Below are 24445 nucleotides of genomic sequence, written 5' to 3' on the forward strand. Positions count from 1 at the left end.
ACTGACGATTCCTCACAGGAGATACATCATGCGAAAAATCACAGGCTACCTACTGCTGCTCGGACTCGCTTCGGGCCTCGCCGGCTGTGCCTCACAAACGGGTAACAACGCCTCCAACGACACAGCCGATACCGCCGTCGATACCACCCCGGACGTGGCACTGGCCGATACCTACTGGAAGCTCACCGCTCTGGCAGACGGCGAGATAGCCGAACCGATCGACAACCAGCGCGAAGCGCACCTGGTGCTGCACCGCGAAGAACAGCGCCTGGCGGGGGCCACCGGCTGCAACCAGCTGATGGGGAACTACGAGCGCGACGCCAGGCAGATCACCTTTGACCAGGTGGCCACCACCATGATGGCGTGTCACAACGGTGCCGACACCCAGCGGGCCCTGCTCGACGCGCTAGCCCGGACCGACAGCTGGGCCGTGGACGGCAAGACACTGACGCTCAGCGATGATCAGGACGAAACGCTCGCACGCTTCAAGGCCGTGCACCTGTATTAATGCCCGTATTGTTCCCCGTGGCTTGATACCCGCTGTGTCTTGATGCCCGTTGGCCTTTCCCCCGGGCTTTAACCTCGGGGTTAACAACAGCCTCCAGGGTTACAACATCGGAAGTTACAACATCGGAGGAGGTACAACATCGAGGGAAGTACAACAATGGGGGGGTCGCGTAAAAACGCTGGACGAATCGACCACAGGGCGTCACGGTGATGGAGGCAGCGATGGGAGTGCGCTATATTGAAGTGCGCGCTGGCGAAAACGCGCTCCACACCGCAGGAGACAAGGATGCAACGCCGGCTCAGTGCCGTCCTGCCGGTCGTGGCGGTTGCCCTCCGGGCAGCCGCCGGCCAAGCATTCGGTAGCCACGGCAAAACCATCGCGTTTTGCCACGACAACCAGAACCGGCCGCCGAGCCTGTATTTCGCGCATGGCCGGTGGCAAGGCCATGACATGGATGTACTCAACCAGCTGTTTGCCGGCAACGAGCGGGACTTCCACCTCGAAGCCCTGCCCTGGCAGCGCTGCATGCAAAGCACTGCCAAAGGCGAGAACCACCAGGTCGTACTAAGTGCCACCTACAGCGCCCGCCGCGCCCAACGCTACTATTTCAGCGATAGCTACTACTCTCTCGCCCCGGGATATCTCTACACCACGGCGGACGGTCGAAGCCCTCCGGATATCAGCCGCCCGAGCGATTTTTTCCGCTACCGGGTCTGCGGCATGTCCGGCTTCAACTACGACGGCTTCGGAATCGCCAATGCGCAGATGGATCGCGGCGCGAAAGATCTGCCGCAGCTGATCGCCAAGCTGGTCGCCGGTCGCTGCGACATAGCCCTGACCCAGCACGATGTCGCCCAGGCCCTCAAACACCGCAACCGACTGCCGTGGCCCGACGGCCTGGCGCTGCGCAAGGTGCCGCATACCCGCCCGGTGCGCTACTACATGATGGTGTCGCGTCAGGCGCCCAACGCCCGGCAGATCCTGCACTTCATCAACCGCGGTATTCAGCGGCTTGATACACCGGCACCGAGGTCACCATGAAACGCGCCGGACGTCTGCTCGACACCCGCTCGCTCACCGCGCGATTCACCTTTTTCGTGGTCACGCTCACGGTAGTCAGCGGCCTGACGCTGGGCGGCCTGCTGGGCTATGGCAGTATGCGCGACGACGTCAACGAGCAATATGCCAACGCCAACCAGCGGCTCGACTTCATTCAGGAACCGGCTCGGTTTGCGCTCTATCAGCTGGATACGGAAACCGTGGATGTGCTGCTCCAGGGCTTTCAGCAGGGGCCGGCCTATCAGCGTATCGACCTGATCAACGACCAGGGGCAGAACGTCGGCCACGTACGCCATCAGCCCACCCCGCCGGCTCTGCTGACGCCCCTGATCAAGCGCCTCTTTTTCAGCAACCTGCCGGCCCTCCGCGAGCAGCGGCTTTACTACACCTCGCCGTTCAATCCCGAAAAATCGGTCTTCGTGGGCCACCTTGAGGCGGAGTTTGACCTCAACCGGATGATCAACACCGCCACGGCAACGCTGTTTGATACCTTCTGGGCTACCTGCATCCAGGCGCTGGTGCTGGGCATTCTCGTGGCCGTGGTATTTTATGCCGCCGTGGGGCGCCCGCTTCAGGCCATTACCCGGACCATCAGCCGCCATGCCCGGGAAGGCAACCCCTTTGCCACCCTCGATCTGGCGGTCTCGGGCTTCGAACTCAAGCAGCTGGTGCGCCACTACAACAAGCACGCCCACCGCGGCGAGCGCTACTTCAACGAGCTGACCGACGCCAACCGCGTGCTGGACGAGCAGGCCCGGCGTGACCCGCTGACGCTGGACTACAACCGGCGCGAGCTGATCAAGCGTCTCAAGGCGCTGCTGGGCGGGACGGAGCCAAAACCGCCGCTGGCACTGGTTATCTGGGATATTGACGGCTTTGCGCAGACCAACGACCGCTACGGCCAGGATATCGGCGATGCGGCCCTCCGCGAAGTCTCGGCTCATCTGCGCCGGCACTTCAGCGATGCCGCACCGCTCTACCGCCTCCAGGCCGATACCTTCGCCATGCATATCGATCTGGAGCACACTCGGGACGGCCAGGCCGCCGATGACGCGCCGCTGCAACAGCCGCTGGCAGAGACGCTCAGCGTCGAGACCACGCTTGAGGCCGACAAAAGCAGCTCGACCATCGAGCTGACGCTCTCTGCCGGCATCGCCCTGTCGCCGGACCACGCGACAACGCCGGAGTCGCTGCTGCGTGCCGCCCAGCTGGGGCTGGCCAACGCCAAGCACGGCGGCAAGCAATGCCTGCGCAGCTATTCACCCGACGCCGACGACCGGCAAAAACGCAAGGTCGCCGCCCTTGTGCTGCTCAAGGAACGCCTGGCCGACGGCAACTTTACCCTCGCCTACCAGCCCAAGGTGTGCCTGCGCGACGGCTCGCTCAAGGGCTGCGAAGCGCTGTTTCGGCTGGATACTCAGGCCTCGGCCGCGCCCTGGGAGCTGCTGCAGGAAGCCGAAGCCACCGGGCTGATTGTGCCCCTCGGGTTCGAGATCATCCGCCGCGCGCTGATGGAGTTTGCTCCGCTGCTGCCCCGGCTCGGCGATGACTTCCGGCTGGGGATCAATATCTCGCCGCAGCAGCTGGTCGAGCCGGACTTTCACCATCAGCTGCAACAGCTGCTGCAGCATTACCGGTTTCCGCCCGAACACCTGGACCTGGAGATTACCGAGGCCACGCCGCTGATCAACAACCATGCGTTCAACGACAACCACCGCCGGCTGCGCGATATCGGCGTGAGCTTCTCGCTGGACGACTTCGGCACCGGCTATGCCTCGATCGAATACCTGCTGTTCATCGGCTTTGACTTTCTCAAGATCGACCGCCAGTTCGTCAAACACCTGCCCGACGATGCCAACAGCCTGCGAGTCTGCCGCGCCGTTTTGCTGCTTGCCCGGGAGCTGGGCTGCCATACGGTCATCGAAGGCATCGAAACGCCCGAGCAGGAGGCGCTGATGCAGCAGCACCAGGCAACGCTGGGGCAGGGCTTTCTCTATGCCCGGCCGCTGGGCCTCACGGATTTCATCGACTACCTCGCAGCGTCAGAGGGCCCAACCGCGTAAATACCCCGGCCGGGTTGACGATCTCTACCCAAAACCTGCACCTTACGTTAAGGTCAACATGAGTCGCGCCGATTCGCTTCCGACCGGCACTATCGCGCCAGCGCTTCTATACTGATGGCGAACTGCTGCCGACGCCGCGCCGCTGGCCGGATCGGCCGCCAGGGACTCGCAACAGAATACGCACCGGCCGGCGGGTTACCACGCCCCGCCGGGCCGCCAACATCATGGGAGGCCCTCACAAGGGGCCGTCCGTTCCTCAAGCCATTACCCCGGGAAGAGGATTATGACAACAAGAAAGTCCAGCACCGTTTACTCCCCCGTCTTTACCGACGGGTCGGAACACCGCATCCCCACTTTCAAGCTCCTCAAACAGGACGGCTCGCTGTATAAAAACGGCCGGGCGCCGGACCTCGACAAGGCCGAGGCCCGACGCATCTATCACGCCATGGTCACCACCCGAGTGCTCGACGAGCGCATGCTGGCGGCTCAGCGCCAGGGGCGGCTGAGCTTTTACATGCAGTGCACCGGCGAAGAAGCCGCGGTTATCGGCAGCACCGCCGCACTGAGCGATACCGACATGATCATGGCCCAGTACCGTGAACAGGGCGCGCTGGCCTACCGCGGCTTTACCATCGACGAGTTCATGAATCAGCTGTTCGGCAACGACCGGGACTACGGCAAGGGCCGTCAGATGCCCGTTCACTACGGCTCCGACAGGCTGCATTACATGACCATCTCGTCGCCGCTGGCGACCCAGATTTCCCAGGCGACCGGCTATGCCTACGGCCAGAAAATGGCCGGCGACGGAGCCTGCACCATCGTTTATTTTGGCGAGGGCGCGGCCTCGGAGGGCGACTTTCATGCCGGCCTTAACATGGCGGCAGTGCACCGGGTGCCGGCCATCTTCATGTGCCGCAACAACGGCTACGCGATCTCCACCCCGGTGGTAGAGCAGTATGCCGGCGACGGCATCGCACCAAGGGGCTCCGGCTACGGGATGGACACGATCCGCGTGGACGGCAACGATATTCTGGCGGTCTACCAGGCCACCGAAGCCGCCCGCCGACTGGCCGTGGAAGACAACCGTCCGGTCCTGATCGAGGCCATGACCTACCGTCTGGCGGCGCACTCCTCCTCCGATGACCCGTCCGGCTATCGCAGCAAGGACGAAGAGGCGACCTGGCACAGCAAGGACCCCATCCTGCGCATGAAATACTGGCTCGAAGAGCGCGAGTGGTGGAGCGAAAGCGAGGAAAAGGCGCTCCAGGAAAGCCTGCGCCGGGAAGTGCTGGATACCATGAAACAGGCCCAGAAGCGCCCGCCGCCGCCGCTGGAATCGCTGATCACGGATGTGTACGACGAGGTTCCGCCGGCGCTGGATGAACAGTTCGACCGGCTCAAGGCGCATATCCGCCGGCACCCGGATGCCTATCCGAAGTCAGCCGCCCACGTTCAGGGAGGGGAGTGACATGGCAGAAATGAACATGCTGCAGGCCATCAACAACGCCCTCGATACCGCCATGGCGGCCAACGAGCGCGTGCTCTGCTTCGGCGAGGATGTGGGCGTCTTCGGCGGCGTTTTCCGCGCCACCAGCAACCTGCAACAGAAATACGGCCGCGACCGCTGCTTCAACACCCCGCTGGTGGAGCAGGGCATCGTGGGCTTTGCCAACGGCTTGGCCGCCCAGGGTTCGTATCCGGTGGCGGAAATCCAGTTTGCCGACTACATCTTTCCCGCCTTCGACCAGATTGTTAACGAATCGGCCAAGTTCCGCTATCGCTCGGGCAACCTGTTCGACGTCGGCGGCCTGACCATCCGCGCGCCCTACGGCGGCGGCATCGCCGGCGGCCTGTACCATTCCCAGTCGCCGGAAGCCTATTTTGCCCATACGCCGGGGCTTAACGTCGTGGTACCCCGCAACCCGCATCAGGCCAAGGGGCTGTTGCTGGGAGCCATCAACGACCCCAACCCGACGCTGTTTTTTGAACCCAAGCGGCTCTACCGCGCCTCCACCGGCGAAGTGCCGGACGGCGAATACCAGCTGCCTCTCGGCAAGGCCGAGGTTCTCAAGGAAGGCACCGACGTGACGGTGCTAGGCTGGGGTGCGCAGATGGAAGTGATCGACAAGGCCGTGGAAATGACCGAGAAAGACGGCATCTCCTGCGAGGTGATCGACCTGCGTTCGATCCTGCCCTGGGACAGGGAAACCGTCGCCGCTTCGGTGCTTAAAACCGGCCGCCTGGTTATCACTCACGAGGCGCCCATGACCGGCGGCTTTGCCGGTGAAATTGCCGCCGCCATCCAGGAGCGCTGCTTCTTGTATCTGGAATCCCCGATTACCCGGGTAACGGGGCTGGACACGCCTTTCCCGCTGGTGCTGGAAAAAGAACACCTGCCCAACCACCTGAAGGTCTACGAGGCCATTCGGGAAAGCGTCGAGTTCTAAGCGGATAGCCGCACCGGAGAGCAATGACAATGAGTGATTTTATACTGCCCGATATCGGCGAAGGTATCGTGGAATGCGAGCTGGTCAACTGGCTGGTCAGCGAAGGCGACCTGATCGAAGAGGATCAGCCGGTGGCCGAGGTCATGACCGACAAGGCCATGGTGGAAATTCCCGCGCCCTACAAGGGCCGGGTGACTCGCCTGTACTGGAAGGAAGGCGACATTGCCAAAGTGCATGCGCCGCTGTTTGAGCTGGTGGATGAAAGCGGCGAAGCGCCCGACGCTGCACCGGCGCCGGAGGAATCACCCCGGGACGCCCACCAGGAAGTGCCCCCGGTCGCCGAGAAAGCGGCAGCCGAGGTGCCGAGCGAGCCCGCGCCGCTGAGTGCCGCATCGCCCCACCGGCGAATACCCGCCAGCCCCGCCGTGCGCCGACTGGTGCGTGAGTACGACCTGACGCTGGCGTCGATCGCCGGCTCGGGCAAGGACGGCCGAGTGCTCAAATCCGACGTGCTGGCGTATCTCGATCAGCCTGCTACAACGCCTGCGGCCGAGAAAACGGCCGCCGGTACGGCCCCCTCGGGCCTCGGCGATGGCGGCAGCGATAACGTGCGCGTCGAGCCCATCAAGGGCATGCAGGCGGTCATGGCCAAACGCATGGTGGAATCCGCCTCGACCATTCCGCACTTCAACTTCAGCGAAGAGATCGACGTTACCGCGCTGATGAACCTGCGCCAGCAGCTCAAGCCCGACGCCGAAGCCCGGGGAACGCGACTGACGCTGATGCCGTTCATCATGAAGGCGATGGCGCTGGCGATCCGGGACTACCCGGTGCTCAACAGCCAGCTCAACGCCGATGCCACCGAAGTGCACTATCAGCCCGAGTGCAACATCGGCATGGCCGTTGACAGCGATGCCGGCCTGATGGTGCCCAACGTCAAGCGCGTCAATCGGCTTACCCTGCTGGAAATTGCCGATGAAGTCACCCGGCTGACCACCGCGGCACGCGAAGGCCGCGTCAGCCAGGCAGATCTCAAGGGTGGCACGATCAGCATTTCCAACATTGGCGCGCTGGGCGGCACCTATGCCGCACCGATCATCAACGCGCCGGAAGTCGCCATCGTCGCGCTGGGGCGCACACAGCAGCTGCCGCGCTTCGATGCCGATGGCCAGGTGGTAGCGCGCTCGATCATGACCATCAGCTGGGCCGGCGACCACCGCATCATTGACGGCGGCACCATCGCCCGCTTCAACCGACAGTGGCAGGGTTATCTGGAGTCGCCGCAATCCATGCTGCTCGAGCTGGGATAAGGCATGGCGCCGCCGGGTCGGTCAGCGTCGCTTTCGCCGCCGCTGCAGCAGTTCTACATTCCGGAGGAACAGTCGGAATACCTGCTCAGCCACGGCGATGCGCGCAAGCTCAAGGACTGGGTGGCGCTATGCACCACCCAGCTCCTGCAGATGGGCTACGCCGACATCGAGATGATTGGCAAGGGCGCCTACGGCTTTGTCTTTTCCGGCCGGCTGCCGCGCCAGGGCCAGCAGAGCCAGGATAATAGCAAGAGCAGGAGGGATGCCGGGCATGTCTTCAAATTCACCCGCATTACCCTGCCCCGGCATCTGCACGACCGGCTGGAAGACGAAGCCTTTCTCCTCAAACAGGTCAATCATCCTCGGGTGCCGCGCCTGATTGCCTTCCACCACGCCGGCAGCCAGCCCATGCTGGTCATGGAACGCGCTCCCGGCCTCAACCTGGAAGAAATCTCCCTGAACCAGGGGCCGCTGCCCCCGCGCCTGATCCTGCGTATTGCCGACCAGCTCGCGGACATCCTGCGCCATCTGCGCCGCGAGGCCGGCGACGGCCAGCGCCCGCTGGTACACGGCGATATCAAGCCTTCCAACCTGGTGTTTGACCACGACGACGAGACCATTGCCCTGATCGACTGGGGCTCTTCGGTTTTTGCCCAGCTGGACGCCAACCATCAGCACCTTGCCACCAACGTCATGGAGCTGATGTCGGACGACCTGCAGCACACCAACGCGCGGCTCGGCGATGTCTATTTCATCGGCGAGGAACAGCTCAACGGCGGCCTGTCATCGCCGCGATTCGACGAACAGGGCGCCGCTGCAACGCTCTACGCGCTGGCTTCGGGGCAGTCCTGTCGTTTTGGCCACCTGGCCATACCCGCTACTTCGCTGGGGCTGCCCGTGGAATTTGCGCGGATGCTGGACGGCATGCTCGCGCCCGATCCGGCGCTGCGCCAGCGCGCCGGCGACTACTTTCTGCGGGAAATGCCGCGCATCGGACGCACCGTCATGGTCGATCTCCCGACGCCTGCGCCCACCCAGCGCGTCCCCATCTGGACCCGGCAGGCCCGGCGCGATATCGACACGGTCGTCTACAGCTCACGCAAATCGTTCCTGCGCCAGCAGGGCGTCGCCGACACGCTGAGCGAAATCGACGACGTGCAGCTGGACCGTTATTACAAGGACTTCATGCACAACATGGGCGACACCGAGAAGGCATTTCTGGCCGCGGTCAGCCGGCTCGGGCGCTACCCGGTGGAAGGCGGCCTGGCGGTTCGCTGGGACGTTGACGGCGTCTATGTGGATACCTCATTGAACCTGCATGACCCCGACCTCAAGACCGCGTTTATCTCGGCAGTGAACAACATGGTCTACCTGGCGCAGGCGATCTATCGTCAGGGGATCTTCAAGAGCTGCCTGTTCAACGCCCGGGATACTCTGCACATCGAGCGCGACCGGCCGGACGAGCCGTTTGTCCCGCCGTCCGGCATGCGGCTGCCGTATCAGGTCAGTACGGCGCCGGAAGTGGAAGACCGCTCACGGGTGCATTCCTACTTCGAAGACGGCCCCGACCCCGAGGAATTTCTGGTCCTGCCGCCGGTCATCATGAAGGCGTTGGAGGCGCTCAACGACATCCACCACACGGGCATGATCATTTTTGAGGCCCTGCCCCACCACCTCAAGATCCACAGCCAGTACCACCTGCTGGACCCGTCACGGGAAGACGACTTCCGCCATCGCCTGGACGAAATTCTCGGCGCCGTGGACCGGATTACCGGGCTGGGCGTATCCGGCTTCATGAAAATGCCGTACAAGGATGCGCGCTTTTTCCCCTATATCGAACGGCTACCCGAACGCTACTACCCCCGCAACCCGAGGCAGCCGTCGACTACGGGATAACCCGGTACGCGCCGAGGGGCGTATTCCTGCATTTATCCAACAGCGCGTAAAACCTCTTCCTGATGCGCAGAGTGCGAGGAGGATGCCAGGCGTGAGCCATTACCCAACCAGCCACCATAAATGCAAGAGATTATCCGGGTCCGCATGTTGTCTCTTGCGCCACTGCGATGTTGACAGATGCAACACATACCCTCTAATCTCAGCTGTATTAACGCCCCAGGCAGTAAGCCGTCCCATATATCCCGGGATGCGCCGAGCCCTGGGGCGATTTCGTTTCCAGGAACCAGCCCATGCCCACCGCTATACTGGTAGACGGCGCTTACTTTATTAAGCGTTTTCGAAGAATAGAGCCCAATAACGCTTACGACGCCAAGCGCGCGGCAGAGTGCCTACATCGTTGGGCAGTGCGCCACCTGATTGATAGCAATGGCAAGCGTCCGCATCATACGGCTGTACGCCGAGAGCTTTACCGCATCTTTTTTACGATTGCCCACCTATAAGCAAAAAGATGCACAATCCCATCACACAAAAAGCAATTGATTTTTCAAAGACTGAAGAAGCTCGCTTTCGTAATGCTCTGCACTCGGAGCTACTGAACAAAAGGAAGTTGGCAGTTCGCCTTGGACACCTATCAGACGATGCACAATGGACCATCAAGCCGCATATTATTCGCGACCTGATCAAGGGCAAGGCAACGCTGGAAGACCTGGATGAAAGCGATGTGAAAGTGAACACGCGTCAAAAGGGCGTTGATATGCGCATTGGCGTTGACGTGACATCATTGACGCTCAAGCAACAGGTCAATCAGATCATACTGATAGCAGGCGATGCCGACTTTGTACCGGCCGCAAAAATTGCACGCCGAGAAGGTATTGATTTTGTGCTTGATCCCATGTGGCAGCGCATACCATCCGGCCTGCGCGAACATATTGATGGTTTGAGAACCACCTGCCCCAAACCTCAAAAAAACCGGTGAGCGCCAATCCTGGTAGCGGGACACAAAAACAGACCTTCAGCCTGCCCGACCGGCCACTAGAGCGAATAGCCTGGCGGTGGCGACTCATGAAGCTCCAGGTGGGCTGTCATGCTTCTCTCTACTCCCTGCCCAACCAATAGAGCGGTGGCATCATAATCTCCGCTGGTACAGGCGGTGTCCAACGTTTCGTAATAGTCGAGTCGTTCATCTACGCCAGCTTAACGGTTTCTTTTTTCACTTTCCACGAGCCAAAAAAAAGCCCCTGTTTTTCAGGGGCTTGTGCAGCATCTATTACAAAAAACCTTCAGGTGGCGATCAGAACGGAATCTCGTCGTCAAAGTCGTCAAAGTTGCCCGGGTCCGGCGCGCCGAAACCACCACCCGGCTGACCCTGTTGCGGCGGTTGCTGGGGAGGCTGCTGAGGTGGCTGTTGGGGGGCCTGTTGCGGCGGCTGCTGTTGCGGCGCCGGTTGTTGCTGAGGGTAGCCCTGCTGCGGCGCGGGCTGCTGTGGCTGGCCACCCCAGCCCCCCTGCTGTGGATAGCCGCCGCCCTGCTGGGCCATGCCGCCTCCGCCACCGCGGGAATCCAGCATCTGCATGTCGTTACAAACCACTTCGGTGCTGTAGCGATCCTGGCCGTTCTGGTCCTGCCATTTGCGCGTTTGCAGGCGTCCCTCGATATAAACCTTGGAGCCCTTGGCCAGGTACTGCTGGGCAATTTCCGCCGTCTTGTTGAACAGCACAATGCGGTGCCATTCGGTACGTTCCTGGCGCTGGCCGCTCTGGCGGTCCATCCAGTTGTCCGTGGTGGCCACGTTGAGGTTGGCAACCGCCGTACCCGACGGGGCATAACGCACCTCGGGATCCTGGCCAAGGTTGCCGATAAGAATGACTTTGTTGATACCGCGAGCCATCAGATGCTCCTTGATGCGTCAATATAAAGTATCAGCCGGCATGGCCGGCTTCGGGGGTGTCCGACTGCGCTGCGGGCAACAGCGCGTCCAGCGCCGCCTGGTCGAGGGTCTGACGGTTGACCTTGAGATAGGCCACCTGCTCTTCGGGTGCCAGCATCACGTCTTCCACGCCGGTAATGGCAGAAAGGCGTTCCAGCAGGGTGTCCGTCGACTCCGACGAGGCTTCGTCCAGCGGCACGATTTCGCTGGCCAGCGGCGGCGGTTTGGGCATCGACCACATGATACCCCACCATACCAGCGCCAGCGCCGCACAGCCGAGAAACACCGCGTCCAACCCCCAGCCGTGGGACAGCCAGCCGCCCAGGGTACCGCCGAGAAAGGCGCCGAGGAACTGCCCGGTCGAGTATACGCCCATGGCAGTGCCCTTGGAGCCCGCCGGCGCAAGCTTGCTCAACATCGACGGCAGCGTGGCTTCGAGCAGATTAAAGCCGGTGAAAAACACCAGCAGCACGAACAGCCCCGCGCCGTGGGACAGCGGCAGCCCCAGACCGGCCAGACTGAGCGTAATGACCCCGATCGCCAGCAGGCAGATGGGCTTCATCAGCTGCTTTTTCTCCGCCACGATCACCAGCGGCACCATCAGCACAAAGGCCGCGCCCATGATCGCCAGGTACGCGAGGCCATGCCAGGACTTGTCGATACCCGCGTCCACCAGCCGCAGCGGCACCGCGACAAAACTGGCCATGAGCGTCAGGTGCAGGGCAAAAATCGACAGGTCGATGCGCCACAGGTCGGGCCGCGTCAGCACCCTGCCCAGCTGGCTGCGATCCATGCCCACGTCCTTGTGCTTCACCCGGCGCGGTGCAGCGGGCACCCAGCGCCAGAGCACAAACAGCCCCACGCCGGTCATCGCCGTGGTAAACCAGAACACGCTGGACAGCCCGGCAACGGACGCCAGCCAGGGCCCCAGCGCCATGGCCACGGCAAAAGCCACGCCGATGGACAGGCCGATGGTCGCCATGGCCGCCGTGCGCACCTGTTCCCGGGTCTGGTCGGCCAACAGCGCCATGATCGCTGCCGCTACCGCGCCGCTGCCCTGGAGCGCGCGCCCGGCGATGATCCCGACAATCGAGTCGGCCAGCGCCGCCACCGCGCTACCCAGGGCAAACAGCACCAGGCCGATGGCGATCATGCGCTTGCGCCCGAAGCGATCCGACATCAAGCCAAAGGGGATCTGCAGGCAGGCCTGAGTCAGCCCGTAGATCCCCAGCGCCACGCCTACCAGCAGCGGCGTTGACCCGGCGAGGTCGTCCGCATAGATCGCCAGCACCGGCAGCACCATGAAAAGCCCCAGCATGCGCGAGGCGTAAAGCCCGGCCAGACCGCTGATGGCGCGGCGCTCGCTGGGCATCAGTAACGATGAAACCTTGGCCATAAAGCCTCGACGTTGATATCCCGGGCGCGCCCATCATGTTGACGTCTGTCCGTGAGGCCGCCCGCGAAATAAAGGGGGGAAGGCGTCATATTCTAGCGCGCTTGGGCGTCGCTGAAAATGCCGTCACCCGCAGCGGCCAGCCACCGCACACACGGGGCATCGGCCAGCGGCGTTTTGCCCCCGGGGCTCGGCAAACCGTATACTTCTCCTTTTGCCGCGCGTAATGAGGTATTGATGGAAAGCATTCAGGTCAGGGGCGCCCGCACCCACAACCTCAAGCAGATCGATGTCACCCTGCCCCGGGACAAGCTCATCGTGGTGACCGGGCTGTCCGGCTCGGGCAAATCGTCGCTGGCCTTTGACACCCTCTACGCCGAGGGTCAGCGGCGCTACGTCGAATCGCTTTCCACCTACGCGCGCCAGTTTCTGTCGATGATGGAAAAGCCCGATATCGACCACATCGAAGGGCTCTCGCCGGCGATTTCCATCGAGCAGAAGTCCACCTCGCACAACCCGCGCTCTACCGTCGGCACTATCACCGAGATCTACGACTACCTGCGCCTGCTGTTTGCCCGCGCCGGCACGCCGCGCTGCCCCGAGCACGGCCAGGACCTCGAGGCGCAAACCGTCTCGCAAATGGTCGACCAAGTGTTGAACCTCGAAGCCGGCACCAAACTCATGCTGCTCGCCCCGGTGATCAAGGGGCGCAAGGGTGAACACCTGCAGCTGCTGGCCGAGCTGCGAGCCCAGGGCTTTGTCCGCGTGCTGATCGACGGCCAGGTGCTGGAGCTTGACGATATCGCGCCGCTGGACAAGCGCAAGAAGCACGACATCAGCGTCGTCGTCGACCGCTTCAAGGTGCGCGACGATATCGCCCAGCGGCTGGCGGAGTCGTTTGAAACCGCGCTCGCTCTGGCCGACGGCACGGCGATGATCCACTACATGGACGGCGGCGCCGAAGACCTGGCGTTCTCATCTCGCTTTGCCTGCCCCGAGTGTGGCTATTCGCTGGCCGAGCTCGAGCCGCGGATGTTTTCGTTCAACAACCCCGCCGGTGCCTGCAGCGGCTGCGACGGCCTGGGCGTGCAGCAGTATTTTGATGCCGACAAGCTCATCAGCCACCCCGAGCTGTCGCTGGCCGAAGGCGTGATCAAGGGCTGGGATCGGCGCAATATCTACTACTTCACCCAGCTCAAGTCACTGGCGGAGTATTACGGCTTTCCCCTGGAAACGCCGTGGCAGGAACTGACCTCGGGCGAACGCGATATCATCCTCAACGGCACCGGCCGCGAACCGGTGCCGTTTGTCTACGCCAACGATCGCGGGCGCAAGGTAACGCGCGAGCACCCCTTCGAAGGCGTGCTGCCCAACCTCAAGCGGCGCTACCACGAGACCGAGTCTGCCATGCTGCGCGAGGACCTGGCGCGCTATGTCACGTCCAGCGCCTGCACCCGTTGCCACGGCACGCGGCTGCGCCGCGAATCCCGCCACGTCTTCGTTGACGACTACAACATCGCCGATGTCGTGCGCCTGCCCATCGGCAAGTCGCGCGATTACTTCTCGCAGCTGACGCTCGACGGCCGGCGCGGCCAGATTGCCGCCAAAATCGTCACCGAGATCCATTCGCGGCTGGAGTTTCTGGTCAACGTCGGGCTGGACTATCTCAACCTGGAGCGCAGCGCGGATACGCTCTCCGGCGGCGAGGCCCAGCGCATTCGGCTGGCCAGTCAGATCGGCGCGGGGCTGGTCGGCGTGATGTATATCCTCGACGAGCCCTCCATCGGGCTACACCAGCGCGATAACGACCGCCTGCTGAAAACGCTGGAGCGCCTGCGCGACCTGGGCAACACCGTGATCGTGGTGGAGCACGACGAAGAAGCCATTCGCCGCGCTGATCACGTACTGGACATCGGCCCCGGCGCCGGCGTCCACGGCGGCCGGATCGTCGCCCAGGGCACGCCCGACGACGTCACCCATACCCGTGAATCACTTACCGGCCAGTACCTGCGCGGCGAGCGCGAAATCGCCGTACCGCCCCACCGCATTCCCGGCAATCCGGAAAAACAGCTGGTGCTGGCCGGCGCCAGCGGCAACAACCTGCAGGACGTCACCCTGAACCTGCCGCTGGGCTGCTTTGTCTGCGTGACCGGCGTCTCCGGCTCGGGCAAGTCAACGCTGATCAACGGCACCCTGATGCCCATTGCCGCCCGCGACCTCAATCGCGCCACCACGATGTCGCCGGCACCGTACAAGACACTTGACGGACTCGACCAGCTGGACAAGGTCATCGACATTAACCAGAGCCCCATTGGGCGCACGCCACGCTCCAACCCGGCGACCTACACGGGGATTTTCACCCCCATCCGCGAACTCTTTGCCGGCACTCAGGAAGCGCGCGCGCGCGGCTACAAGCCCGGGCGTTTCTCGTTCAACGTCAAGGGCGGGCGCTGCGAAGCCTGCCAGGGCGAAGGCATGATCAAGGTGGAAATGCACTTTCTGCCGGATATCTACGTGCCCTGCGACGTTTGCCGGGGCAAGCGCTACAACCGCGAAACCCTGGATATCCACTACAAGGGCAAGACCATCAACGAAGTGCTGCAGATGACCGTGGAAGAGGCGCTGGAATTCTTCAGCCCGGTACCGGCCATTGCCCGGCGGCTGCAGACGCTGCTGGATGTGGGGCTGTCCTACGTCAAACTGGGGCAGAGCGCGACCACGCTGTCGGGCGGCGAAGCCCAGCGGGTCAAGCTTGCCCGGGAACTGGCCAAGCGTGATACCGGCCAGACCCTGTACATTCTCGACGAGCCCACCACCGGCCTGCACTTCGAGGATATCCGCCAGCTGCTGGTGGTGCTCCACCGCTTGCGCGATCACGGCAACACCGTGCTGGTCATCGAACACAACCTCGACGTCATCAAGACTGCCGACTGGCTGATCGATCTGGGACCCGAAGGCGGCGCCGGCGGCGGCCGTATCATCGCCGAAGGCACGCCGGAAAACGTCGCCACTGTCGAGGCCTCGCACACCGGACGCTTTCTCGCGCCGATGCTGAAGCCGATCGCCGACAAGGCGGCAAAGGCCACTACAAAAAAATAGCGCCCCGCAGGGCGCTATGCTGATCGCTCATTACGCTGAGTGAGCCTGTCAGTCGGTCAAAAACGGATAGTCGGTGTAACCTTCCGCGCCGCCGCCGTAAAAGGTGGTCTGGTCGGGCTCATTAAGGGTCGCTCCCTGACGGAAGCGCTCGACCAGGTCCGGGTTGGCGATATACGAGCGGCCGATCGCCACGGCGTCGGCGGTGCCCGCCTCGATAATCCGCTCGGCACGGTCGGCATCGTAATGACCGCAGAAAACCAGGCTGCCACTAAAGCGCTCGCGCAAGCCGCGGCGGAAATCGTCGGACAGGGTAATATCGCCACCCGCCCAGTTGGGTTCGTTGATGTGCAGATAGGCGATACCGCGTTCGGCCAGCTGGCCGGCGAGATAGAACGCCATCGCTTCGGGCTCGTCGTCGGTCAGGCCGAAGATCTCGATAAACGGCGACAGGCGTACGCCCACGCGGTCAGCGCCGAATACGTCAATCACGGCGTCCACCACTTCCAGCGGAAAGCGCGCGCGGTTTTCCAGTGAGCCACCGTAGCGGTCGGTGCGCTGGTTGCTGCCGGTCGCGAGAAACTGGTTGAGCAAATACGCATTGGCCGCATGCACTTCGATCATATCAAAGCCGGCGCGCCTGGCGCGCACCGCGGCCTGGCGGTAGTCATCCACGACCTCGGCCACTTCTTCCGTTTCGAGCGCCCGGGGCGTGCTGGTGGGGTGGCGCCCGGCGCTGCCGTCGTCAAACTCCACGAAGCACTGGGCGCCCTCGCCTTTCAGCGCGCTGGGCGCCACCGGCGCCTGGCCGTTCGGCTGCACCATCTCGTGGGAGACACGGCCCACATGCCATAGCTGCAGCGCCATGCGCCCGCCCTTGGCGTGCACCGCGTCGACCACGCCTTTCCAGCCGGCTTCCTGGGCGTCGGTCCAGATCCCCGGGGTGTACACATAGCCGCGTGCGCTGGGCGAAATATTGGTGGCCTCGCTAATCACCAGCCCCGCGCCGGCACGCTGGCCGTAATAGGTCTGCTGCAGCGGACCGGGCACGCTGTCGGGGGTGCGGGCGCGGGTCAGCGGCGCCATGAGAATGCGGTTGGGCAGCGTCAGACTGCCAAAATTGACCGGGGTTAACAGCGTTTCGTGTGCCATGAGGTGTCCTTGAACTTGAAAGAGTGTCCTGAAAAATGACCTGACAAAAGGGCAAACAAAGCCCGCCCGGGGAGCAGCGGGCGGGTAAATATCTCGCGTCAAACGCCTTGGCGGCCTGATATCAGAGCTTGACCAGCATCTTGCCCTGGTTGGCACCGGAGAACAGCGCCAGGAAGGCATCGGGCAGACGCTCGAGGCCTTCTTCGACGGTTTCCCGGTAGTCGATTTCGCCGCTGGCGACGCGCGGGCCAAACTCCTTGAGGAAGTCGGCGTGGTGCTGCCAGTGATCGAAGACGATGAAGCCCTGCATGCGCGCCCGGCGGACCAGCAACATCGCCAGGTTGCCGGGGCCGGCGGCCGGGGCGTCATCGTTATAGCGCGCAATCATGCCGCAGACGGCAATCCGTGCGCCGACACGCAGGTTGTTGAGCGCCGCCTCCAGGCAGTCACCACCGACGTTTTCGTAGTAGACGTCAAAGCCTTCGGGGCAGGCGTCTTTCAGCGCCGCGCTCAGCTCGGCGGCGTTCTTGCCCTTGTAGCTCACCGCTTTCACGCCTTTGGACTCGAGCCAGTCGAGCTTGTGCTGGTCGCCGGCGATGCCGACCACTGTGCCGCCCTGAGCCTTGGCCAGCTGGACGGCCAGCGAGCCCACCGCACCGCTGGCGGCACTCACCAGCACGTTATCGCCGGGCTGCATGTCGGCAATGACGTTGAGCCCTACCCAGGCGGTCGTGCCGGGCATGCCCAGCACACCAAGGTAGGCCTGCTCGGGGACGTCGAATTCGGGCAGCGGCTCGACCTGATCCGCCGGCAGCTGGGCAACGTCGCGCCAGCCGGCCATGTGGCGCACCTTGTCGCCCGGGCTAAAGCGCGCGTCGCGGGATTCCATCACCTCGCCCGTCGCCGCGCCTTCCAGCGGCGCGCCCAGGGTGAACGGCTCGATATAGGTGGTAACGCCGTCCATGCGCCCGCGCATGTAAGGATCGACCGACAGCCAGGTATTGCGAACGCGCACTTCGCCTTCGGCCAGAGCGGGCAGCTCCTGCTGCTCCAGGGCGAACAGCTCCCGCGACGGCAATCCTTGAGGGTGTTCATGGATGGTGTAATAACGGCTTTGCATGGTTGTCTCCTTGCAGTATTGATAGCGCAGCGGCGCCTATCTTTGACGCATAGCGTCATACTCGAGGCGCGGCGCTGCGTGAACGTGGGTACTTTATGCCCGCAGCCTCATATCACGCCAATGCAAGATACTTAAATCCACTATGCATTATGCTGATACCATGAGACTTGAAACCGTCTTTCACGACCACAGGGCGATACCGCCATGAATCTTGCCGACCTGGCCCGCCATGATCTCAACGCGCTGGTGACCCTGCACGCTCTGCTCGACTCGCGCAGCGTGACCCACGCCGCTCAGCGGCTGAACCTCAGCCAGCCGGCGGTATCGCGCACGCTGTCACGGCTGCGCCAAGCGTTTGACGACCCGCTGTTTGTGCGCACCCATCGCGGCCTGCGCCCCACCGCCCGAGCCGAAGCTCTGGGGCCGCCGCTGGAACGGCTATTGCAGGAGCTGGGCGCGCTGCTGGCACCGCCGGCGTTCGACCCGGCCAGCACCACGCGGCGCTTTCATATCGCGTCCACCGACTACGGCATGCATGCGTTTCTCGCGCCTCAGTGGCAGCGGCTGAAACAGCAGGCGCCGCATTTGCGCCTGGAAGTGCAAAACGGCAGCGAAGACGTGGAACAGCAGCTGGCGGAAGGCGGGCCCGAGCTGGCGCTGTGCGTGCCCGGCGAGCGGGTGCCGGCGAGCGTGCACGGCCGGGAAGTTGGCCGGGATGGCTTTGTCTGCGTCATGCGCGAGGGGCATCCGCTCGCGCAGCTACCCGAAGACGACTTTACTCTGGAGGCGTTTCTGAGCGCCGACCATCAGCTGATCAGCATGGGCGGGGATGATCGCGGCGCTGTGGATCTGGCGCTGGCCCGGCAGGGGCTGAAACGTCAGGTCAGCCTGCGCCAGCCGCATTTTCTGGCGGCCTTTTCCACGACCGTCGGCAGCGACCTGTTGCTCTGTGTTCCCGGCTGTCTGGCAGCAAGCGTCGCCGACCACTGGCCGCTGGCCGTACGCCAACTACCCCTTGAAGTGCCTTCCTTTGCCTACTGGCTGGTCTGGCACGAACGCCACCAGGCCGACGCCGGCCACCGCTGGCTGCGCCAGACCCTGTTTGACGGGCTTCAGGCGCGTCATCGCACGCTTGGTCAGGGCTACCAGTTCAACCCCACTCCGAGGTTGTAGGTGGTATCGTTGAGATCCTCGACGTTATTTTGCACCCAGTCGGTCTTGACCGACATTTCCAACGAGGCCCAGTCGGTGAGGGGATAGCGCAGACCGGTGTGGGTATCCAGCAAAAAACTGGTGGACTCGGATAGCGCGCGACCGGCGCGGCCGTTGAGGTAGACTTCAAAGCGCCGTTGCCAAAGGTGGCGATTGAACTCCCACTGCAGCACGCCCGAGTCAAACGTCTCGGCATCCTGAGTAGCATAATAATAGCGGTTGCGCAGCAGCAGCGCCGAAAGTGAAAAAGCGCCCAGCTCATTATCCCATAGCTGGTACCCCGGCCCCACGCCGGCCGTTACACGCCGCTTGAGTTCCTCGTCCCAGTCGCGGTCGGTGCTCGCCAGCCCCTGCCAGAAATTCTTCTCGGCAAAGAACCATTTGGGCGTATAGGCCAGGTGCCAATCGTTTTCCCGCCGTTCGCCGTCACGGTACTCACGCTGATAGCTGGCGCGCCACTGGTGCCGCCAGCGCCCGGCGTCGATGCGCTGACGCATATCCAGATCCAGCTCACGGGTATCGGCGGTGCTGTGCTCATACTCGAAGGTAATGTCGATGCCGCCTTTGATGGTTATACCCGGCTTTTCTTCAGGCGTTTCCGCGTCAGGCGATTCAGCTGCAATCGGCGCATTTGGTCGCATGGCGGCGGCCAGGCGCAGCGCCGGCAGGGTGTTGACCGGCACGCTCGGCGCAGATTCCGGCACCACGCGCACCACCTGCTCGGCGGCAAGCGCCAGCTCGCCGGCGACGTCGGTATTCACCCGCCAGCGTTCGGGCGTTTTCTCGATCACCTCGCCGCTGATGCGGTCGCCGTTTTTGAGCCACAGCGTATCGGCCTGCAGCGGCAGAGCCGCCAACGCCAGCGCGATACCCACCAGCCGGTTTACGCCAGGGTGCCACATATCCTGCGGAAAACGCGGGGATTAACCGATTAGCCGCACTTTGACCAGCCGCAGCCGGCGTAGCAGGTGGGGCAGCCGTCCATCATGATCAGCTCGCCGCGGCATTCGGGGCAGTGGCCGATCACCGCCGGCCCCGCCGACTGGTTCGCCTGCCCGGCCTCGTTATCGGCGTCGCCAACGGCTTCAAGCTTGCCGGCTTCCGGCGTCTCGGTGTCTGCTTCGGGCTGGGCGTCATCACCGCGAGCCATGCGCCGGGCGTAGCCCTCGACCAGCTCTTCCACCGGTACCTGGTTGCCGTCCTGGTCGAGAAACCCCCGGCGATACAGGATCTGCTGAATCGACCAGGCAATGGCCGAGACTTCCGAGTCGTGGAACACCGGCTTGCCATAGCGGTTCCAGCCGCAGCGTACCAGCCCCTTGTCCCAGGCGACCTTGCGCAGGTCGGCCACCGCCTGGGTGACGTAGCCGCCCCGGGCGGCGAGCGAGAGGCTGCGCATGGTCGCGGTAATCCACTGGTGCTCGCTGGACAGCTGCCCGGAAGGGAAGAAAAATTCCACCGGACGTTCGATGACCACGCGCTTGCCGCCGATTACGCCTTCCACGGGCATGAAAGACACCAGCAGGTAGACTTTCTTGCGGCCTTCGGCGCCGACGTAGGAGATTTTCTCCGAGACGGCCTCCAGCGTGCCTTCCGGGCGCGACGGGATGCGCACGGTGAGCGGGTTTTCGTCCGGCAGGACCGGCTCGGGGGCAGCGGGTTCATCCTGCTTGATGCGGTAACCCACAATTTTTGAGGTAATTTCAACGGCCATGATGTTCTCCACTCAACAACAGGGGCTGGATTGATAGATACGGTATAAGGCCCGGGACTCAGCCCGGGCCAAGGGCGCTTACCACTTGCCGTAAGTGCCTTCCTTCAGCGCATCAAACAGGTTGGCGGCGTTATGCTCCTCGCCATCGTAGATCACCGTGTCGTTGCCGTTAAGCTCGACGGTTTCGCCGTTTTCCAGCTCGAACTCGTAGGTGGTGTTTTTCAGGTCGTCTTCACGCACCAGCACGCCCTGAAACGCCTCGGGGTTGAAGCGGAAGGTCGTGCAACCCTTGAGACGGCTGTCGTAGGCCTGGAGGTAGAGATCCTGGAACTGCTCGAAGGGAAACTCGGTGGGCACGTTCACCGTCTTGGAAATCGCCGAATCTACCCACTGCTGGGCCGCAGCTTGCACCGCCACGTGCTGCTCGGGCGTCACGCTGTCGGCGGTGATGAAATAGCCCGGCAGGTCGCTTTCCACCGCGTCGGCGGCGATGAAATGACGATAGGCGGCAAGCTCGAACGACACGACCTCGACCTGCTCCTTGGTTTTCTTGCCGGTCTGGATCACGTTGCGGTAATAGCGATGCGAGAACGACGGCTCGATGCCGTTGGAAGCGTTGTTGCCCATGGACAGCGAAATCGTGCCGGTCGGCGCGATAGAGCTGTGGTGGGTAAAGCGCGCGCCGTGCTCGGCCAGCGCGGTCACCAGCTCCGGCTCCAGGTCCGCCACTTTGCCCATGTAGGCGCTGTAGCGAGCGTGGAGAATACGGCCGGGCACCTTGTCGCCCACTTCGTAGCCGTCCTTTTTCAGCTGCGGGCGTTCGCGCAGCATCCGCGGAGTCAGCGTGTGCTCTTCTTCCAGCACCGGCGCCATGCCTTTCTCCTGGGCAAGTTCGAGCGCCTGCTTCCAGCCTTCGATGGCCAGGTGCTGGCTGACCTCTTCGGTAAACGCCAGCGATTCCTTCGAGCCGTAGGGGATCTTGAGCATGGTCATGGTCGAGCCCAGCCCCAGAAAGCCCATGCCGTGGCGGCGCTTGGCCTCGATCTCGCGCTGCTGCTCGGGCAGCGGCAGCCCGGCGATTTCCACTACGTTGTCGAGCATGCGGGTGAAGATCGCCACCACTTCGCGGTAGCGCTTCCAGTCAAAGCGCGGCTTGTCGCTGAAGGGATCAATCACAAAGCGCGTCAGATTCACCGACCCCAGCAGGCAGGCGCCTTCGGGCGGTAATGGCTGCTCACCGCACTGCCCTGTCACCAGCCCATTAAAAATTACTGTATTGTGATCAGCCTGAGTGGTATCGAACACGGCTTCACGGCCAATGTGCTCCACAGAACTAATAGTAGCTGCGAAAGGCTGGGTTTTATTCAGTTTTTTATCTACCGTCCATTGTTGGTGCTTATCATTCTTATAATCGAGCAAAAAGCCAATTTCTTGCATGAACCATTCACGAGACTGCCCGTCAATAATCAGTTCATAATTAGCTTTACAGGCATATTCACGCATACCGCCTTGGCCATCAGGCAAACTGCGTTGGGCAGCATCGCGACGCTTATGGAGTCGACAGAAAACGCCAAAATTTGCAAGTAGCGTCTGTACATCCTGAAGCAGCTCTAATGTACTAGACGCAAGCCGCACCGAGCAGCTCTGCCTGTTACCTGACACATTAACCGTACCATCGGCCTGAAACAGGCCCCGCAGATATCCTTTGACGCACGCTTCGCTGCCACGCCAAACGACTTCAGGAACCTTGAGCTTAGTATTCTTGGTAAAACCATAATGTTCCAGCAACCGCGCCAAAATGACCGAGCGGATAAATACGTGCTGACGCTCAGCGACGGCGACCGGCGCTACTTGGTATTGCCGTCCATTTTTGGCGGAGTGGGCAATCAGCTCGTTAATGTATGCGGCAGTGACGTCAGCCAATGACCGGTCTTCACCCCAAAAATTAACGCATACGGCCTCATGGCCCGCTCCGCGGTGGGTAAAGTGGCCGTCGCCAGCGATAAGTCCAAGCAAAGTGCCCAGCTTCTCGTTGCCTTCGGGGCCAAACTGGCCTTTTCCTGACTGCACCCAGACCTGATCCCCGACCTTTACTTCTTTCAGAGGCACCTTGCCACGCTGAGTATAAAAGTCGTGCCATGCCGTCGCTTTGATTTCATAACCTTCACGGGTAGTCACTCGGTACACATTGGCTTTTTTCGCCGTCATGAAGGCCGGCACGGCTTGGCGGCTCTCCACACCTTCGTTGCCGTTTTCCAGCGCCCTATTGTCTACGCTTACCTGCAGCGCATCTCCGCGCTGATAAAGCTCGCCAATAGGCACCTGCCCAAACTGAGTATGCAATCGTGTGTCCGCCGTCACGCACGGATTAGTAGCGCGGATATCCTCGCAGAACCAGTTGTTGTTCATGCGGTTGACCTGGTCGATCAGGATAAAGCCCGGCTCGGCGTAGTCGTAGGTCGACCCCATGATGGTGTCCCACAGCTCACGGGCCTTGATTACCTCGACGATGCGGCAGGCTACGCGGCCTTCGTCATCCACGCTGTAGCCGTCTTCAATCACCGGCCAGTCGCGGTAGATGATGTCGTCGGCGCTGACATCATCCTTCTCGCCCGGATGCAGCGGGAAGGCCAGCGGCCAGTCGGCGTTGTGCTTGACCGCTTCCATGAATTCGTCGGTAATCAGCAGCGACAGGTTGAACTGGCGCAGCCGACCGGCTTCGCGCTTGGCCTGGATGAACTCGCGCACGTCCGGGTGACCGACGTCAAAGGTGCCCATCTGCGCGCCGCGCCGGCCGCCGGCAGAGGCCACGGTGAAGCACATCTTGTCGTAGATATCCATGAACGCCAGCGGGCCGTTGGTGCCGGCACCGGCGCCAAACACGAATGCTCCCTTGTGGCGCAGGGTGGAAAAATCATAGCCGATGCCCGCGCCGGACTTCAGCGTCATGCCGGCATCCACGACGGAATCGAGAATATCGCGCATGGAATCGCGCACGGTCCGCGACACCGTGCAGTTGATCAGGCTCACCGCGGGCTTGTAGGCTTCCGCGCCGGCGTTGGAAAGAATGCGCCCGGCGGGCACCGCGCCGTTTTCCAGCGCCCAGCGAAACCTGGGCAGCCACTGCTTGGCCTGGTCGCCTTCGACCTCGGCCAACGCTCGGGCGACGCGCTCGAAGGTGGCATTGACGTCGCTGTCGACCGCTTCGCCGTGGCGGTCCTTGAGACGGTATTTGGCGTCCCAGATTTCCCGCGAGGGCATCTGCAGCGGCACATCGTTGGACGATTTAGCGGCCTTGGCAGCGGTACTCATGACGCAAAACTCCTTGCCCTCGCGGGACATGAACGGGAATCAGATAGCGGGCTATAATAGCCGGTGGCCGCGTATTATACGGAGAGAAAAATAGATGTATAGACACATCTATCAATCAACATAAGACAAGAAAATTCAACCCATATACTATATATGGAAATAAGGCCCTATAGCCCGCTAAAACAAGCGCTTGGCTATTACCCTTGAATACGGCCGGTAAAAGCCGTCTTTTTCAA

The 24445-nt window shown here is 62.5% G+C and carries 17 protein-coding genes; 10 read left to right on the forward strand and 7 right to left on the reverse strand.

Translation table 11 applies throughout. The annotated features are described in order from the left end of the window. The first annotated feature begins 28 nt into the window (after window positions 1-28). The 8 genes from C793_RS0100615 (at window position 29) to C793_RS13245 (ending at window position 10259) form a co-directional block, all read left to right on the forward strand. Entirely contained in the window at window positions 29-508 is a 480-nt protein-coding gene (locus C793_RS0100615) for an META domain-containing protein (protein ID WP_017429003.1), read from the forward strand. A gap of 285 nt (window positions 509-793) precedes the next feature. Then, window positions 794-1549, forward strand: coding sequence for a substrate-binding periplasmic protein (locus C793_RS0100620; RefSeq protein ID WP_017429004.1), 756 nt, complete (start codon window positions 794-796; stop codon window positions 1547-1549). Then, window positions 1546-3630, forward strand: coding sequence for a putative bifunctional diguanylate cyclase/phosphodiesterase (locus C793_RS0100625; protein ID WP_017429005.1), 2085 nt, complete (start codon window positions 1546-1548; stop codon window positions 3628-3630). Before C793_RS0100620 ends, C793_RS0100625 begins: the two co-directional genes overlap by 4 nt. 283 nt (window positions 3631-3913) lie before the next feature. Then, on the forward strand, window positions 3914-5098 hold the full coding sequence (locus C793_RS0100630) for a thiamine pyrophosphate-dependent dehydrogenase E1 component subunit alpha (RefSeq protein WP_017429006.1): 1185 nt from the start codon (window positions 3914-3916) through the stop codon (window positions 5096-5098). A gap of 1 nt (window position 5099) precedes the next feature. Then, on the forward strand, window positions 5100-6077 hold the full coding sequence (locus tag C793_RS0100635) for an alpha-ketoacid dehydrogenase subunit beta (RefSeq protein ID WP_017429007.1): 978 nt from the start codon (window positions 5100-5102) through the stop codon (window positions 6075-6077). 29 nt (window positions 6078-6106) lie between these two features. Continuing rightward, entirely contained in the window at window positions 6107-7387 is a 1281-nt protein-coding gene (locus tag C793_RS0100640) for a 2-oxo acid dehydrogenase subunit E2 (RefSeq protein WP_017429008.1), read from the forward strand. Window positions 7388-7390: 3 nt separating this feature from the next. Next, window positions 7391-9283 (forward strand): protein kinase domain-containing protein, encoded by a 1893-nt coding sequence (locus C793_RS0100645; RefSeq protein WP_017429009.1) that lies wholly within the window; start codon window positions 7391-7393, stop codon window positions 9281-9283. A gap of 508 nt (window positions 9284-9791) precedes the next feature. Continuing rightward, on the forward strand, window positions 9792-10259 hold the full coding sequence (locus C793_RS13245) for an NYN domain-containing protein (protein ID WP_217994446.1): 468 nt from the start codon (window positions 9792-9794) through the stop codon (window positions 10257-10259). Window positions 10260-10574: 315 nt separating this feature from the next. Here C793_RS13245 and ssb read toward each other — a convergent pair whose 3' ends face one another. After that, complete coding sequence (ssb, locus tag C793_RS0100655; RefSeq protein ID WP_017429010.1) at window positions 10575-11171, reverse strand: single-stranded DNA-binding protein; 597 nt, start codon at window positions 11169-11171, stop codon at window positions 10575-10577. A 31-nt stretch (window positions 11172-11202) separates the two neighbouring features. Beyond that, on the reverse strand, window positions 11203-12606 hold the full coding sequence (locus C793_RS0100660; RefSeq protein ID WP_017429011.1) for an MFS transporter: 1404 nt from the start codon (window positions 12604-12606) through the stop codon (window positions 11203-11205). A 234-nt stretch (window positions 12607-12840) separates the two neighbouring features. Here C793_RS0100660 and uvrA point away from each other — a divergent pair, with 234 nt between their 5' ends. Continuing rightward, entirely contained in the window at window positions 12841-15702 is a 2862-nt protein-coding gene (gene uvrA / locus C793_RS13250) for an excinuclease ABC subunit UvrA (RefSeq protein WP_017429013.1), read from the forward strand. 48 nt (window positions 15703-15750) lie between these two features. On the opposite strand, the gene C793_RS0100675 is transcribed toward uvrA, so the two are convergent. Together C793_RS0100675 and C793_RS0100680 are read right to left on the reverse strand one after the other, a co-directional pair. Continuing rightward, window positions 15751-16851 carry an alkene reductase gene (locus C793_RS0100675; RefSeq protein WP_017429014.1) on the reverse strand — a complete coding sequence of 367 codons (1101 nt, stop codon included), beginning with the start codon at window positions 16849-16851 and terminating at the stop codon, window positions 15751-15753. 121 nt (window positions 16852-16972) lie between these two features. Beyond that, on the reverse strand, window positions 16973-17971 hold the full coding sequence (locus C793_RS0100680; RefSeq protein ID WP_017429015.1) for an NADP-dependent oxidoreductase: 999 nt from the start codon (window positions 17969-17971) through the stop codon (window positions 16973-16975). 204 nt (window positions 17972-18175) lie between these two features. Between C793_RS0100680 and C793_RS13255 the strand changes: the two genes are divergently transcribed. Beyond that, complete coding sequence (locus C793_RS13255; RefSeq protein WP_017429016.1) at window positions 18176-19144, forward strand: LysR family transcriptional regulator; 969 nt, start codon at window positions 18176-18178, stop codon at window positions 19142-19144. Here C793_RS13255 and C793_RS14015 read toward each other — a convergent pair. The 3 genes from C793_RS14015 to C793_RS0100700 all read right to left on the reverse strand — a co-directional run bounded on the left by C793_RS14015 (window position 19114) and on the right by C793_RS0100700 (window position 24209). Then, the gene (locus C793_RS14015; protein WP_017429017.1) at window positions 19114-20085 is read right to left on the reverse strand and encodes a DUF481 domain-containing protein; all 972 of its coding nucleotides are present in this window, start codon (window positions 20083-20085) and stop codon (window positions 19114-19116) included. The genes C793_RS13255 and C793_RS14015 overlap by 31 nt on opposite strands. A 29-nt stretch (window positions 20086-20114) precedes the next feature. Continuing rightward, window positions 20115-20897: a hypothetical protein gene (locus C793_RS0100695; RefSeq protein WP_017429018.1), complete on the reverse strand. Its 783-nt coding sequence runs from the start codon at window positions 20895-20897 to the stop codon at window positions 20115-20117. Window positions 20898-20975: 78 nt separating this feature from the next. Next, window positions 20976-24209 (reverse strand): ribonucleotide reductase barrel domain-containing protein, encoded by a 3234-nt coding sequence (locus C793_RS0100700; RefSeq protein ID WP_017429019.1) that lies wholly within the window; start codon window positions 24207-24209, stop codon window positions 20976-20978. Window positions 24210-24445 lie beyond the last annotated feature (236 nt).

The organism is Vreelandella jeotgali Hwa, assembly GCF_000334215.1.
Lineage (GTDB): Bacteria > Pseudomonadota > Gammaproteobacteria > Pseudomonadales > Halomonadaceae > Vreelandella > Vreelandella jeotgali.